At 52.7% G+C, this 14747-nt stretch carries 19 protein-coding genes; 10 read left to right on the top strand and 9 right to left on the bottom strand.

Features of this window, described 5'->3' with window-relative positions; all coding sequences use genetic code 11:
• Nucleotides 1-6: 6 nt before the first annotated feature.
• From gspK to gspC, 9 genes are read right to left on the bottom strand one after another with little or no spacing between them, the layout of a single operon-like run.
• Nucleotides 7-993, bottom strand: coding sequence for a type II secretion system minor pseudopilin GspK (gspK, locus tag WC7_RS04110; RefSeq protein WP_016154757.1), 987 nt, complete (start codon nt 991-993; stop codon nt 7-9).
• The gene (locus WC7_RS04115) at nt 990-1562 is read right to left on the bottom strand and encodes a type II secretion system protein GspJ (protein WP_016154756.1); all 573 of its coding nucleotides are present in this window, start codon (nt 1560-1562) and stop codon (nt 990-992) included. The genes gspK and WC7_RS04115 overlap by 4 nt, the downstream gene beginning before the upstream one ends.
• Nucleotides 1546-1932: a type II secretion system minor pseudopilin GspI gene (gene gspI, locus WC7_RS04120; protein WP_016154755.1), complete on the bottom strand. Its 387-nt coding sequence runs from the start codon at nt 1930-1932 to the stop codon at nt 1546-1548. The genes WC7_RS04115 and gspI overlap by 17 nt, the downstream gene beginning before the upstream one ends.
• Nucleotides 1929-2420, bottom strand: a complete 492-nt coding sequence (gene gspH / locus WC7_RS04125; RefSeq protein ID WP_016154754.1) for a type II secretion system minor pseudopilin GspH — start codon at nt 2418-2420, stop codon at nt 1929-1931. The genes gspI and gspH overlap by 4 nt, the downstream gene beginning before the upstream one ends.
• A gap of 5 nt (nt 2421-2425) precedes the next feature.
• Complete coding sequence (gene gspG, locus WC7_RS04130) at nt 2426-2863, bottom strand: type II secretion system major pseudopilin GspG (protein WP_016154753.1); 438 nt, start codon at nt 2861-2863, stop codon at nt 2426-2428.
• 9 nt (nt 2864-2872) lie between these two features.
• Nucleotides 2873-4084, bottom strand: coding sequence for a type II secretion system inner membrane protein GspF (gene gspF, locus WC7_RS04135; RefSeq protein ID WP_016154752.1), 1212 nt, complete (start codon nt 4082-4084; stop codon nt 2873-2875).
• Nucleotides 4081-5571 (bottom strand): type II secretion system ATPase GspE, encoded by a 1491-nt coding sequence (gspE, locus tag WC7_RS04140; RefSeq protein WP_016154751.1) that lies wholly within the window; start codon nt 5569-5571, stop codon nt 4081-4083. The genes gspF and gspE overlap by 4 nt, the downstream gene beginning before the upstream one ends.
• A gap of 6 nt (nt 5572-5577) precedes the next feature.
• The gene (gene gspD / locus WC7_RS04145; protein ID WP_016154750.1) at nt 5578-7563 is read right to left on the bottom strand and encodes a type II secretion system secretin GspD; all 1986 of its coding nucleotides are present in this window, start codon (nt 7561-7563) and stop codon (nt 5578-5580) included.
• 17 nt (nt 7564-7580) lie between these two features.
• On the bottom strand, nt 7581-8378 hold the full coding sequence (gene gspC, locus WC7_RS04150) for a type II secretion system protein GspC (protein WP_032947224.1): 798 nt from the start codon (nt 8376-8378) through the stop codon (nt 7581-7583).
• 165 nt (nt 8379-8543) lie between these two features.
• Between gspC and WC7_RS04155 the strand changes: the two genes are divergently transcribed.
• The 10 genes from WC7_RS04155 to rpsC all read left to right on the top strand — a co-directional run bounded on the left by WC7_RS04155 (nt 8544) and on the right by rpsC (nt 14736).
• The gene (locus WC7_RS04155; protein WP_016154748.1) at nt 8544-10058 is read left to right on the top strand and encodes a peptidoglycan-binding protein; all 1515 of its coding nucleotides are present in this window, start codon (nt 8544-8546) and stop codon (nt 10056-10058) included.
• Nucleotides 10058-10441 carry a hypothetical protein gene (locus WC7_RS04160; RefSeq protein WP_016154747.1) on the top strand — a complete coding sequence of 128 codons (384 nt, stop codon included), beginning with the start codon at nt 10058-10060 and terminating at the stop codon, nt 10439-10441. The genes WC7_RS04155 and WC7_RS04160 overlap by 1 nt, the downstream gene beginning before the upstream one ends.
• A gap of 206 nt (nt 10442-10647) precedes the next feature.
• Nucleotides 10648-10959: a 30S ribosomal protein S10 gene (gene rpsJ, locus WC7_RS04165; protein ID WP_001181005.1), complete on the top strand. Its 312-nt coding sequence runs from the start codon at nt 10648-10650 to the stop codon at nt 10957-10959.
• A gap of 32 nt (nt 10960-10991) precedes the next feature.
• The gene (gene rplC / locus WC7_RS04170) at nt 10992-11621 is read left to right on the top strand and encodes a 50S ribosomal protein L3 (protein WP_003031117.1); all 630 of its coding nucleotides are present in this window, start codon (nt 10992-10994) and stop codon (nt 11619-11621) included.
• A 10-nt stretch (nt 11622-11631) separates the two neighbouring features.
• Complete coding sequence (rplD, locus tag WC7_RS04175) at nt 11632-12237, top strand: 50S ribosomal protein L4 (protein WP_003031119.1); 606 nt, start codon at nt 11632-11634, stop codon at nt 12235-12237.
• Nucleotides 12234-12536 carry a 50S ribosomal protein L23 gene (gene rplW, locus WC7_RS04180; protein WP_000617546.1) on the top strand — a complete coding sequence of 101 codons (303 nt, stop codon included), beginning with the start codon at nt 12234-12236 and terminating at the stop codon, nt 12534-12536. Before rplD ends, rplW begins: the two co-directional genes overlap by 4 nt.
• A 17-nt stretch (nt 12537-12553) precedes the next feature.
• A complete protein-coding gene (gene rplB, locus WC7_RS04185) occupies nt 12554-13375 on the top strand; it encodes a 50S ribosomal protein L2 (RefSeq protein WP_016154746.1) in 822 nt (273 codons plus the stop codon).
• Between the two features lie 16 nt (nt 13376-13391).
• Nucleotides 13392-13670: a 30S ribosomal protein S19 gene (gene rpsS, locus WC7_RS04190; protein WP_001138115.1), complete on the top strand. Its 279-nt coding sequence runs from the start codon at nt 13392-13394 to the stop codon at nt 13668-13670.
• A gap of 14 nt (nt 13671-13684) precedes the next feature.
• Nucleotides 13685-14017, top strand: coding sequence for a 50S ribosomal protein L22 (gene rplV / locus WC7_RS04195; RefSeq protein ID WP_000448832.1), 333 nt, complete (start codon nt 13685-13687; stop codon nt 14015-14017).
• Between the two features lie 17 nt (nt 14018-14034).
• Nucleotides 14035-14736 carry a 30S ribosomal protein S3 gene (gene rpsC / locus WC7_RS04200; protein ID WP_000529945.1) on the top strand — a complete coding sequence of 234 codons (702 nt, stop codon included), beginning with the start codon at nt 14035-14037 and terminating at the stop codon, nt 14734-14736.
• The last annotated feature ends 11 nt before the right edge of the window (nt 14737-14747 follow it).

Here is a 14747-nt window from a genome sequence, read left to right as displayed (position 1 = left end):
TTCCCTTTAATGGTCGCGCGCCACGCTTTTGCGGGCTGTAATAAACAGAGCCTTTCTTTTGGTATCGTATTCCAGCTGGCTGATGGTGCTCCCGGCGCTATCGCCCTGTTCGATAGTCGTTTCAAGGCGGAAGTAACGACTGGTCGCCACCGCAATGCTGTTGAATGTGGACTGCGACAGCTTATGAGCTGGATTATCCTTATCGAATGTCTTTAACAGCGTCTCAATGCTGATTTTGCGTCCTTTGCGCGGGGTATCAAAAAAGCGCTCAATCTCGCGTGGCGGGACAGCATTATTGAGCATCGCAGCAATCAACGGTGCATCCCGGCGCGTCAGGGTATTGATGTTGATTTTTAGCTCATCACCAGGCAGCGCGCAGAGTAGCGGGGAGATTTGCTGATAAAGAGAAAGCGTCATCCCTTTGATTTGTTTGAGCTCACTGATTGACCAGATACGTCGTCCGCCAATGGTGTGGGGGTCGTTACTTGTTTGGTAATACTCATTTTCGGCACCGGAGGCGCGTGGGATATCGTCGTTATCGATGTAGTCGGCGATAGCATCAACCAGCGCCTCAGCCTGGGCATTGGTGACGCCAACGTTGTCCAGCAGTGCCAGAAAGACGCTCACGCTGGCGGGCGGCTCTTTCATTCGATCGATCGGGGCGTTAATCAGCGCATTAATGTTGTAACAGGCCTGTTCGTCAGATAGCTGCCAGCTAACAGCGTCGCCGCTGGCGAGCTGAATACGCTGCGGCTGCGCCCAGAGCTGCTCGTGAGTGAGGTATTTCTCATTATCCCGTAGGTCCTGTTCAAGAATACGCATGGCCTGGCTTTCAGCCAGCTCTGCCAGCCAGTTTTGCTGTAGTCGCATCCGGGTGTGGCTGGTACGTTTGAGGTTGATCTGGTAGCGCACGGTCATTTCGCTGGCCAGCGCCGCCATAATTGCCAGGATCATCAGCACTACCAGCAGCGCCACGCCCTTTTGCCGGGTCATTGCTGCTCTCCTGGCTGGCGGTTCTCTGGTAACAGCGTCAGACGAGTTATCGTGCCGGAATCAGCAAGTTTGAGAGTGACTTCCATCGCGCCAGGAGATGGAATTTTCGCCGTGTCCGTCCATGCTTTCTCTTTACCGTTGTAATAACGCAACGTGAAGGCGTTCACACCATTAAGCATCGGCTGAGTGATGGCCGGGGTTGTATCTTCCGGGTAGCGCCAGAGCGTGCGGTATAAAGTATGATCCTGCAGATACCACTGAACTCGCTGGATATCGGGTGCGCAGCAGGCGCCAGGATAACTGTTACTGCTGGCAGTCGTCAGCATCAGCTTCTCTTTTTCGCCCTGCAATTCGGTTACCGGCACCCGCTGTCGGATATCTTTATCCAGCAAATTGACGGTACGCACGATGGCGGAAAAACGCTGCTGATGCTTTTTGGTCTGCTCGTTACTGTCAATTGTCGTCGTCAGCATCTGCGCCGTCAGCAAGCTGAGCATGGCGAACAGGGCAATAGCCAGTAAAACTTCCAGCAGGGTAAAGCCGCGCTGTTTCTCAGGGCGGGGAGACATTTTGCGGTCCTCCTTGCGGTGAGGGGATAAAGCGCTGCAGGCGGATCTGCTGTTTGTCCTCAAGAGCGACGTCTGCTGTCCAGGTGCTGAGGCCAGAAGCATCGGCGGGTGAGACTGTCAACGACCAGGCCCAGCGGCGCTTACCCATTATGCTGCTGCCCGTGGCGGTTTTAGCGGGGCTCTGCCCGGCCAGTTGATAGGTTTTGAGCACATTATCCGCTACCCAACCGGCAAGTACCTGTTCTTCCATTTTTGCGGTGGCGCTAACCTGACCGTGCAGGCTGTTGAGTAGCGCGAGAGAGCAGGTGGCGAAAATGAATATCGCCAGCAGCACTTCCAGAAGCGTCATTCCTGATTGCCTTTGGCTCATCGGCTTTCGCCTCGGGTGAGCACCAGCGGCAGCCCGCCGGTGCTGGCGAGCGTGAACAGCAGCGTATTATTTTTACGGCTGCGGATGTGTAGCGTAAACGGCGTAATTTCACCGTCCGGGTGAATCAGAATTTGCGGCATGCCGACGGATTGCCTGGCGAGCGACGCCGGGAACAGAGCCACCTGCCAGTCGCTTTCCCACTTGCCCTCGGTCGCCAGGCGATAGAACTGGGTTGGCGTCTGCCAGCGATTGCCAATCGGTGTGACGATGCGCCAGCCTTGTTCGCGGAGCTCAATACCGGTACTGCGGTCCTCCATGGTTGACCAGTCAGCGGCATATTCAGTCAGCGCCGCCAGCTGCTCGGCTGCGGTAATAGCTTTCGCGGTATCATTTTGTCGCCCGTAGGTCATCATCACCAGCGAGCCGCCAAGCGCGATAATCGTTAGCACCAGAATGACCTCCAGTAGCGTGAATCCCTTCTGCCTCATTCCGACTATTTCGCTTTACCCAGTTCCCAGTTAGTAATGTCGTCAGCGGTGCCGGGTTCACCGTCCTGACCTGCGGAGAGAATATCGTAATCGCCGTGTTCGCCAGGGCTTACCAGCAGATACTCATTACCCCAGGGATCCTGTGGCAGACGCTTGATATAGCCCTTCGCGTTATAATTTTCCGGGATTGGGCTGGCGGTCGGTTTTTCGACCAGCGCCTTTAGCCCCTGCGCCGTCAGCGGATAGCGATAGTTATCCAGTTTGTACATATCCAGCGCATTCTCCAGCGCCACGATGTCGCTGACGGCTTTCTGGTGATCGGCTTTGTCTTTATTGCCCATTAAACTGGGGACGACCAGGCTTGCTAGGATGCCCAAAATAACCAGGACCACCATCATCTCCAGCAGCGTAAATCCTCGCTGCTTATGTGCATCACTATTCACGTTTTATCCTTAACTTACCAATGAGTTGAGTTGCAAAATGGGTTGCAGAACCGAGACGATGATGAACAGCACAATCATCGCCATCGTAATAATTAGCGCGGGTTCAAACAGCGCCAGCGTCAGCGCAATTCGGTTTTGTAGCAGTGTTTCCTGCTGGTCGGCGGCGCGCGCCATTAGCTCGCTGAGCTGGCCGCTTTTTTCCCCGGAGGCAATCATGTAGAGCATCATCGGCGGGAAGAGATCGCATTTTTCCAGGGCGAGATGAAAGCCTGAGCCCTGGCGCACGCGCTCCGCGGCCTGACCCAGCCGTTGACTGATTTCTCGGTTACCGATGCCTTCGGTTGCCAGCGTCATCCCTTCCAGCAGCGGAACGCCGCTGATATTAAGAATACTCAGGGTGCGCAAATAACGGGCGCAGTGGATAGCGCGCAGCAGGGCGCGACTGAGTTTGAAATCAAGAAGCCAGCGGTCAAGCAGATGCCGTTTGCCGGGTCGGGTGAGCCAGTGACGAAACAGGAAAAAGGCAATCAGCAGCAATGCGATTACCCACAATCCGTAGTGGCGCATGGCACCACTGATTGCCAGCAACACGCGCGTGGACATCGGCAGCGCTTCTTTCATATGCAGAAACTGCTCCACGATTTTGGGCACTACGGTGGTGAGCAGGATAGCGACGACAGCGATCGCCACGCTGGTCAGCAGGGAAGGATAAATCAGTGACTGGATGAGTTTACTGCGTGTTGCCTGGCGTAACTCATTGTAGTCAGCCAGTTTTTCCAGCACACAGCCGAGCTGTCCGCTTTTTTCACCGGCTTTCACCAGCGTGCGGTAAACGGTATCGAAGATCCGCGGCCAGGCGGTCAGCGATTCGGAAAGCGTATGTCCGGCGAGGATCCGTTCGCGCAGGTCATGTAGCACCAGCCCCAGTTTATTATTTTTGTTCTGCCGACCAATAACGAACAGCGCCTCTTCAAGCGGTAGAGAAGCGTTGGCCAGCGTGGCGAGCTGGCGGGTGAACAACGCCAGTTCACTGCCGCTAAGTCGTAAACGAGGCGTTTTTTTTACCGTCCGAAACAGCGAAATGACCTTTTTCTCATTTAACACCAGCGGGTGCAGGCCTTGGGCGCGCAGCGCATCGCGCGCCTCTTTGCTGCTGGCGGCATCCAGCGTTCCACGGTGAGTCGTGCCGCTGTCATCCATTGCCTGCCATAGATATTTCATCGCGTATCCTCTGGCGCAGAGGTGACGCGCATGACTTCCTCTAGCGTGGTCTCGCCCGCCAGCACGCGCAGCAGGCCGTTCTCCCGCAGGCTCCGGCTTTGCTGGCGTAGACACTGTTCCAGGGCGTGTTCATCGGCGTCGCGATGGATGATGCTGCGCATAGTTTTATCCACCAGCATAATTTCATGAATCGCCAGTCGCCCCTGGTAGCCAGTTCCCCGACATTCGCCGCATCCGCAAGCCTGCCAGATTGCCTGAGCGGTGGGATCGAGCGCGTGCAGGAGGGATTTCTGAGAGTCAGGAATGGGTGCATGCACGCGGCAGGCCGGACAGAGGCGACGCACCAGGCGTTGGGCGATAACGCCGCTTAGCGATGACGAGAGCAGGAACGGTTCGACACCCATATCCCGTAATCGGGTAATCGCACCGCAGGCACTGTTAGTGTGCAGGGTGGAAAGCACCAGGTGTCCGGTGAGCGATGCCTGAACCGCTATCTGCGCGGTTTCGGCGTCACGAATTTCGCCGACCATGACGATGTCCGGATCCTGGCGCAGGATGGCGCGCAGTCCCCTGGCGAAAGACATATCCACCCGGCTGTTAACCTGGGTCTGTCCGACGCCTTCCAGCTCGTACTCAATGGGATCCTCGACGGTCAGGATATTACGCTGGGGGGAATTCAGCTCGGCGAGAATCGCATACAGCGTAGTGCTTTTTCCCGAACCTGTCGGGCCGGTGACGAGAATGATGCCGTGCGGCTGCTGTACTAAACTCTTCAGCCGCAGGCTATCCACCGCCGATAGCCCCATATTCTCCAGCGTCAGTCGCAGACTGTTTTTATCCAGCAGGCGTAATACAGCTCTTTCGCCGTACTGCGAGGGCAACGTCGAAACGCGGACATCAATATTTTTGCGTCCGAGGCGCAGGGAAATACGCCCATCCTGCGGCAGTCGTTTTTCGGCAATATCCAGTCGCGCCATTACTTTGATACGTGAAATCAGCAGCGGCGCCAGTTTTTTAGCGGGCTGAAGGACTGGTTTGAGGACTCCATCGATACGAAAACGCACCACCAGCGATTTTTCGAAGGTTTCGATATGCACATCCGACGCGCCTTCCTTCACGGCTTCATGAAGAACCGCGTTGATCAGGCGTATAACCGGTGCGTCGTTTTCATCACTGAGCAGATCGGCGTTGTCGGGTAACTCCTCGCTCAGCGCCGTCAGGTCGATCTCCTGATCGATATCCTGGGCAATCTGCCGGGACTCTCCGGCGCCGTGCTGGAAAAGTTGCTCCAGGTGGTCGTCAAATTGCGCTGGCGTCAGGCGGCTGAAGCGCTGGCAGGCAACGCTGGCCTCGAGCACGTTTTCCAGCGGCGTGTCGGTGCGGTAGAACAATTCATCCACCGCGACCGCGGTACCAAATTTTTGCCCCTGTGCGTAATTAAGCGGCAGGGTATGCGGGGGCGGAATGCGCGTCCATAAGTCAGTCATGTTGGATCATTCCCGGAAGGGGTTGCGCGATGACTGGCTGTTGGGCACGTCGGACGACACATCGAAATTCAGCTCTTTAAGCATCGGGCGTTCTTCGTCCTTCACACCGACCAATCCACTGGATTGCTTATCAATACGCTGCTGCTGTAACTCACGAAATCGGGTGTACTTATCCTTTGAGAGCGAACGATAAACCTCGTCGTCGCGAATAATGGTCGGCCTGATAAAGACCATCAAATTGCGCTTCGCATTTTCCGTTGAGGTGTAGCGAAATAGCTGTCCGAGAACAGGGATATCGCCCAGCAGCGGTACTTTGGAAACCTGCTCTTTGCTTGAATCATCCAGCAGGCCACCCAGCACCACGGTTTCGCCGCTTTTGACCAGCACGGCATTCTGGATAGTGCGGGTGTTGAACGTCGGGCCGAGATCGCTGGCGTTACCGGAAGCGGTATCGACGCTCGACACTTCCTGCTCGATCTCCATCAGCACCGCATCACCTTCGTTGATTTGCGGTGTGACCTTCAGTTTAGTGCCGATGGTTTTACGTTCGACCGTATTAAAGACGTTGTCGCCGGAGGTCGTTTGCGAGCCGGAAAGCACCGGCACATCCTGGCCGACATTAAACGACGCTTCTTTGTTATCCAGCGTCACAATGCTGGGGGTGGCGAGGATATCGTTTTTGTTGTCGGAGGAGAGCGCGGTGAGCAAGACGCTCCAGTCCCCCTCAAAGAAGCCCGTCGCCAGGCCGTTAAAACTGCTTAACGCGCTGGCGATAGGGTTGTCGCTGGTCATCAAAGCGTTTTTATCAAACTGGCGCGCGCCTCTTGAGGCGTCGAAAATCGGCAGCCCCGTTTTGGTAAACTGCTGACCGCCGACGTTGCTGTTGGCCCATTGCACGCCAAGATTCAGGCCGTTGCCATCCTGGACTTCCACAATGATGGCTTCAACCAGTACCTGTGCGCGGCGAATATCCAGACGAGCGATGACTTTTTCCAGCTCCTGCATGGTGCTCTGGTCGGCGGTAATGACCACCGAGTTGGTTTGTTCATCGGCGTTAATCGCGACATCCCTGGAAGGGGTAGCCACGCTCTGCGAAGACGCCTGCTTGTCTTCCGTCAGTTTGGTTGACACGCCGGTCAGCACTTCAACGATTTTAGTGGCTTTGGCGTATTTCAAATAGAACACGCGGGTATTGCCCAGCGTGGTCTGTTCGATATCCAGTTTAGCGATTAAAGATTTCATCCGCTGGCGCACATTCTCCGGCCCGCTGATAAGAAGGGCGTTGGTGCGCTTGTCGGCAACAATTTTAGGCAGCAGGATCTGCGTTGGGTTTTCCTTTGACTCTTCGCGAATCAGGCTGTTAATTACGTCAGATAAATCAACTGCCGAGGCGTAGCGCAGTTTGATAAGCTCACGTTCCTGAGTACCGATAATATCGACCCGTTTCACAACCTCAAGGATACGGTTGACTATATTGGCTTTGCCGGTGATCAACAGCGCATTAGAAGGATCATAGTGTACGACGTTGCCGATGCCGCCGCCGTCCATCATCTGGCGTAATAGCGGCGCCAGATCGCGTACCGGGACATTTTTCAGCGCCACTACGCGGGTGATAAATTCATCGCCGACCGCCGGTTGCGACTGTGCCAATACTTTTCCCGGCGCGGTCTTAAGCGTTGCGGAGCGAACAACCTTCAGCAGGCCGTTATCCAGGGTGATAACCGAGTAGCCGTAGATATCGAGAACGCTGAGAAAAAACTGGTAGTATTCCCCCTCGTTGAAACTGTCAAAGCTACGAACAGAGATTTTTCCCTGAACGGACGGATCGATCAGAATGGTTTTGCTCATTTGCTTACTGACCGAGGTAATAAACTCCCGGAGGTCCGCATCCTGGAAGTTTGCCGAATATTGCGCTGACATGGTTTGAAATGGAAAGGCGCAAAACTGTAGCGCCAGTATCCATGCAGCCGTTTTTTTAATTCCATTGCGCAATTTTGTCGTCCTTAAGGTTAATCATTATCAGTAATGGATACATTCACCAGCGCTTCCTGACCGTTTCGTATCACGGTGAACTGGGCAGAGTTTAAGGTTACAAATTCCTGTAGTGCCGCTTTTGCTGACGCTTCCTGAGTTAGCTGATGGTTGTTCATTTTGATCGCAATATCGCCTGGCCTGAGTCCGGTTGCTATAAAACGTTCAACCGGACCACGGGCGTTTAATCTGACGCCCTGTAGCGCTTCCTGCTGATAGATAAAGTTAGTAATAATAATGTCGTTGAGGGAATGCGGCGCGCTGTTATGTGGCAGCGATGGTGCCGGCACCTCGGGGGATATATCAGGCTCATCAATAAAAGCGATGCGTTGCCGGGAGCCATTGTTATCAATCGTCACGCTATTATTATCAATATCCATAATTTTTACGTCAGGGAGATCGTCAAGCTTATCTCCGGTACTGTAAAATTTTGCTTTCTCATTAATGGTGATAATAGCCTGTGAACGTGTTTTTAGTGTGCTCGCAATAATGCCATTTAGCTGGAGATTGAGCATCGAATTTTTAATTGAAACATCTTCTTTATTATCAGTCGCATTTTCCCTACTGTTTTTCGGTAAATTCATTGGCAGCTTGAGGGCAACGGACGTTATTGAGTGACTGGTTTTGTTTTTTGTATTGATTGAATCAATAAATAATCTATAGGTATAGAACGAATGAATAATAACAATGGCACCGACAAAAAACATAACGTAGTACAGCACATCGTTACGCTTTCTCTTAAATATAAAGGTAAACTGCTTCGCGATAACATCCATTGTTAATAGCACGCCTGTTTTTTTCGGGAGAAGCATGATATACACTTACTTTCAGATTTTCAATTTAATCGTCGGAACATATCGTTTAATTAAAATATAGAAATTGATAATGTTTACCTGACATATAATAAGTTAAATGCCCGCATCAATTACTGGAACTTATCGATGACTGAGCGCGAATTACCGTATGCAATTTACTCTTTTTCGCAACATACCCTTATCAAGAATATCTTTATTCATGAGCTGGGCGCTGGCGATGTAGGCGTATTATGCGGCAAACTGGGGTGTGGTAAATCGACGCTTATTTATCAGTTAGGTAAGGATTTTCCCGGTAGGGTGGTGGTGTTTACCGCTACCGGTTTCTCTGGTTTCTGTCAATTGACACACACGGCGTGTACGCACGGAAAACTCCAGCCAGACTGGCGAGATGTGAGAATTAGCCGTTTCTGGTCAACGCTGATGCCTGCTCTTAGTCCGGCAGCGCAACCAATAATAATTGTCATTGATAATGCTGACGCACTCGCCAGATATCTCCCTGCATTTGTCGATAATTTCCGTCATCTGGCTGCTTCATTTGACGCTGGCGCCAGCTTGCTACTGGTGGGGGGCGAAGCGCTCAGGCGGAACCGACGACTTAAACGGCGTGTTACGCTGTCGGCGATCATCGCTGCGCCGACGGACGATGAATATCTTGATTTTATGCATCAACAGCAACTGCGTGAGGCTGATGGCGAGCCTGTGCAGATGCGTCATGAATTTGTGCGCAAAGCGGTTCGGGCAGTGCAGGGAAACCTGGCGTTGCTGGGGCGCATCGCCCGGGCGGCGAGAAAAATGGCAACGGACAGGCAAGCGGATGTGTTAACCGCTCAACAGGAAAGATTGTTGCTGGAAACATTTACTCTCCGCTCTTGCGTATTGCGCAAGGGAATATTGCCTGGACTTTACGCTGCGCTGGCTTTGACGTTCGGCTGGCTGGCGGTCGATGTTTTTCCCCTTCAACTTCCTGTGCCCGACGGGTTAACGGTAGCGATGACGCAAAAAAAGGAAAACCTGCCGGATATTGGCGACGCACGGGGAGGATTACGCGACGCCATGCAGCAATTATTCAGCGTCTGGGGATTCGACACAGCGCATGACGAGGCATGGTGTGACCAGGCCGATCGCGCTGAGTTGGTGTGCGAAAGCGGCAAGGAACGTTTAGATAACCTCATCAGGCGCGGGTTGCCGTGGATCGCGCATTTGAATATCGATAAACAACCGGTCTACGGTGTTGTGATGCGTGTATCAGGAAATGAGCTGGATCTTATCATTGATAATAAAACCTGGATCGTCAGTCAGGAGTGGCTGGCGAAGCACTGGCAGGGAAATTATACCCTGATGCTCAATTTAACGCCTGACAGGAAAATGCAGATCGGTGAAAAGAGTCCGGCGGAAACCATCATCTGGTTTGATACGATGCTGAGCCGCGCGCTGGGCGTTCCCGGCGATAAATCAGGCTCATGGACGCCATGGTTAATCGAAAAGGTCAAAGCATTCCAGCAGCGGGAGAATTTGCCTGTGGATGGTAAACCGGGAAAAGAGACGCTGATAAGGCTACGTCAGAGTCTTGGAGACGCGCCGGTATTAATCAATGAGGCGGCACCTGTGCTAACACATGTGTCATCTAAGGAGCGTGTGTGATGATGCACATCTATCAACCCATTGACGCGAAAACAGTGTCGAGTTGCCGCTGGCGGCAGGCGCTGCGTTCCTGTTGCTGGCTGTTGTGGGTCAGCCTGATGCTAATGTGCGGCTACTACGGACATTATGTCTGGTTGGTGCGCCATCCGACAACCGCCACGCAAGGAGTGCCCGATTCTCAGGCGTATCGGCTCTCAGATGTGCATTACATTTTTAAGCGGAAGCCTCTGCCGATACGCATCGATTTACCCACCCAGAACGAAGAGGGTGACAGTATGCTGGAAGAGATACCCTATGATGAAGCGTCCGAGCAGGAAGTGCCGGATGGCGAAGTATTGCGCTCACGTGTGCAACAAGCGCTGAGAGAAATTGATGGCAAATAGCCATAATCACTTGCATCCGTACCGGCTATACGTATAATACGCCAGCCTGTCAAATCTGACGGGTAGTTCGATATGAACTGTGACGGTTTACCGTCAACAACGCTCCCAATCAGGGGGCTACGTAAGAACGGTTACACTCTCCCATCAATCGTAATGGGTTTGAGGAGTAACTATTTCGTCTATAAAATAATTGGAGCTCTGGTCTCATGCAGAACCAAAGAATCCGTATCCGTTTGAAAGCGTTTGATCATCGTCTGATCGATCAATCAACCGCGGAAATCGTCGAGACTGCCAAGCGCACTGGTGCGCAGGTTCGTGGTCCGATCCCGCTGCCGACCCGCAAAGAGCGTTTCACCGTTCTGATCTCCCCGCACGTCAACAAAGACGCGCGTGATCAGTACGAGATCCGTACTCACAAGCGTCTGGTTGACATCGTTGAGCCAACTGAAAAAACCGTTGATGCTCTGATGCGTCTGGACCTGGCTGCCGGTGTAGACGTGCAGATCAGCCTGGGTTAATCAGGTCATCGAGCGATTGAGAGGTTGATACAATGATTGGTTTAGTCGGTAAAAAAGTGGGTATGACCCGCATCTTCACTGAAGATGGCGTATCTATCCCAGTAACCGTTATCGAAGTTGAAGCAAACCGCGTTACTCAGGTTAAAGATCTGGCTAACGATGGCTATCGCGCTGTTCAGGTTACCACCGGTGCTAAAAAAGCTAACCGCGTAACTAAGCCGGAAGCTGGCCACTTTGCTAAAGCTGGCGTAGAAGCTGGCCGCGGCCTGTGGGAGTTCCGCCTGGCAGATGGTGAAGAATACACCGTTGGTCAGAACATTAGCGTTGAACTGTTTGCTGACGTTAAAAAAGTTGACGTAACCGGTACCTCTAAAGGTAAAGGTTTCGCTGGTACCGTTAAGCGCTGGAACTTCCGTACCCAGGACGCTACCCACGGTAACTCCTTGTCCCACCGCGTTCCGGGTTCTATCGGTCAGAACCAGACTCCGGGCAAAGTGTTTAAAGGCAAGAAAATGGCAGGTCAGCTGGGCAACGAACGTGTAACCGTTCAGAGCCTGGACGTAGTACGTGTTGACGCTGAGCGCAACCTGCTGCTGGTTAAAGGTGGTGTTCCGGGTGCGACCGGTTGCGACCTGATCGTTAAACCAGCTGTGAAGGCGTAAGGGGATAGCAATGGAATTAGTATTGAAAGACGCGCAGAGCGCGCTGACTGTTTCCGAAACTACCTTCGGTCGTGATTTCAACGAAGCGCTGGTTCACCAGGTTGTTGTTGCTTATGCAGCTGGTGCTCGTCAGGGTACTCGTGCTCAGAAGACTCGTGCTGAAGTAACTGGTTCAGGCAAAAAGCCGTGGCGCCAGAAAGGTACCGGCCGTGCGCGTTCAGGTTCTATCAAGAGCCCGATCTGGCGTTCAGGTGGCGTGACCTTCGCTGCTCGTCCACAGGACCACAGTCAAAAAGTTAACAAAAAGATGTACCGCGGCGCGCTGAAAAGCATTCTGTCCGAACTGGTACGTCAGGATCGTCTGATCGTTGTCGAATCATTCTCTGTAGAAGCGCCTAAAACTAAGCTGCTGGCACAGAAACTGAAAGACATGGCTCTGGAAGATGTGCTGATCATCACCGGTGAGCTGGACGAAAACCTGTTCCTGGCTGCGCGCAACCTGCACAAGGTTGACGTACGCGATGCAACTGGTATCGACCCGGTTAGCCTGATCGCCTTCGACAAAGTCGTAATGACTGCTGATGCTGTTAAGCAAGTTGAGGAGATGCTGGCATGATTCGTGAAGAACGTCTGCTGAAAGTGCTGCGCGCACCGCACGTTTCTGAAAAAGCGTCTACTGCGATGGAAAAAACTAACACCATCGTTCTCAAAGTTGCTAAAGACGCGACCAAAGCAGAAATCAAAGCTGCTGTGCAGAAACTGTTTGAAGTCGAAGTCGAAGTCGTTAACACCCTGGTAGTTAAAGGGAAAGTTAAACGTCACGGACAGCGTATCGGTCGTCGTAGCGACTGGAAAAAAGCTTACGTCACCCTGAAGGAAGGCCAGAATCTGGACTTCGTCGGCGGCGCTGAGTAAGTCGGAGGAGTAATACAATGGCAGTTGTTAAATGTAAACCGACATCTCCGGGTCGTCGCCACGTTGTTAAAGTGGTCAACCCAGAGCTGCACAAGGGCAAACCTTTTGCTCCGCTGGTTGAAAAAAACAGCAAATCCGGTGGTCGTAACAACAATGGCCGCATCACCACTCGTCACATCGGTGGTGGTCACAAGCAGGCTTATCGTATTGTTGACTTCAAACGCAACAAAGACGGTATCCCGGCAGTTGTTGAACGTCTTGAGTACGATCCGAACCGCTCCGCGAACATCGCGCTGGTTCTGTACAAAGACGGTGAACGCCGTTACATCCTGGCCCCTAAAGGCCTGAAAGCTGGCGACCAGGTTCAATCTGGCGTTGATGCTGCAATCAAAGCAGGTAACACCCTGCCGATGCGCAATATCCCGGTTGGTTCTACCGTTCATAACGTAGAAATGAAACCAGGTAAAGGCGGTCAGCTGGCACGTTCCGCTGGTACTTACGTTCAGATCGTTGCTCGCGATGGTGCTTATGTCACCCTGCGTCTGCGTTCTGGTGAAATGCGTAAAGTCGAAGCAGACTGCCGTGCAACTCTGGGCGAAGTTGGCAATGCTGAGCATATGCTGCGCGTTCTGGGTAAAGCAGGTGCTGCACGCTGGCGTGGTGTTCGTCCTACCGTTCGCGGTACTGCGATGAACCCAGTCGACCACCCACATGGTGGTGGTGAAGGTCGTAACTTTGGTAAGCACCCGGTAACTCCGTGGGGCGTTCAGACCAAAGGTAAGAAGACCCGCAGCAACAAGCGTACTGATAAATTCATCGTACGTCGCCGTAGCAAATAATTTTAGAGGATAAGCCATGCCACGTTCTCTCAAGAAAGGTCCTTTTATTGACCTGCACTTGCTGAAGAAGGTAGAGAAAGCGGTGGAAAGCGGAGACAAGAAGCCCCTGCGCACTTGGTCCCGTCGTTCAACGATCTTTCCTAACATGATCGGTTTGACCATCGCTGTCCATAATGGTCGTCAGCACGTTCCGGTATTTGTTTCCGACGAAATGGTCGGTCACAAACTGGGTGAATTCGCACCGACTCGTACTTATCGCGGCCATGCTGCTGATAAAAAAGCGAAGAAGAAATAAGGTAGGAGGAAGAGATGGAAACTTTAGCTCAACATCGCCATGCTCGTTCTTCTGCTCAGAAGGTTCGCCTTGTTGCAGACCTGATTCGCGGTAAGAAAGTGTCGCAGGCTCTGGATATTCTGACCTACACCAATAAGAAAGCGGCTGTACTGGTTAAGAAAGTCCTGGAATCTGCCATTGCTAACGCTGAACACAACGATGGCGCTGACATTGACGATCTGAAAGTTACGAAAATTTTCGTAGACGAAGGCCCGAGCATGAAGCGCATTATGCCGCGTGCAAAAGGTCGTGCAGATCGCATCCTGAAGCGCACCAGCCACATTACTGTGGTTGTGTCCGATCGCTGAGACTCTGGAGACTAGCAATGGGTCAGAAAGTACATCCTAATGGTATTCGCCTGGGTATTGTAAAACCATGGAACTCAACCTGGTTTGCGAACACCAAAGAATTCGCTGACAACCTGGACAGCGATTTTAAAGTACGTCAGTACCTGACTAAGGAACTGGCTAAAGCGTCTGTATCTCGTATCGTTATCGAGCGTCCGGCTAAGAGCATCCGTGTGACCATTCACACCGCTCGCCCGGGTATCGTTATCGGTAAGAAAGGTGAAGACGTAGAAAAACTGCGCAAAGTCGTAGCGGATATTGCTGGCGTTCCTGCTCAGATCAATATCGCCGAAGTGCGTAAACCTGAACTGGATGCAAAATTGGTTGCTGACAGCATCACTTCTCAGCTGGAACGTCGTGTTATGTTCCGTCGTGCTATGAAGCGTGCTGTACAGAACGCAATGCGTCTGGGCGCTAAAGGTATTAAAGTTGAAGTTAGCGGCCGTCTGGGCGGCGCGGAAATCGCACGTACCGAATGGTACCGCGAAGGTCGCGTACCTCTGCACACACTGCGTGCTGACATCGACTACAACACCTCTGAAGCGCACACCACTTACGGTGTAATCGGCGTTAAAGTGTGGATCTTCAAAGGCGAGATCCTGGGTGGTATGGCTGCTGTTGAACAACCGGAAAAACCGGCTGCGCAACCTAAAAAGCAGCAGCGTAAAGGCCGTAAATAAGGAGCGTCGCT

The sequence above is a fragment of the Citrobacter sp. KTE151 genome, assembly GCF_000398845.1.
Lineage (GTDB): Bacteria > Pseudomonadota > Gammaproteobacteria > Enterobacterales > Enterobacteriaceae > Citrobacter > Citrobacter braakii.
This window is presented reverse-complemented; position numbering and strand designations above follow the sequence as displayed.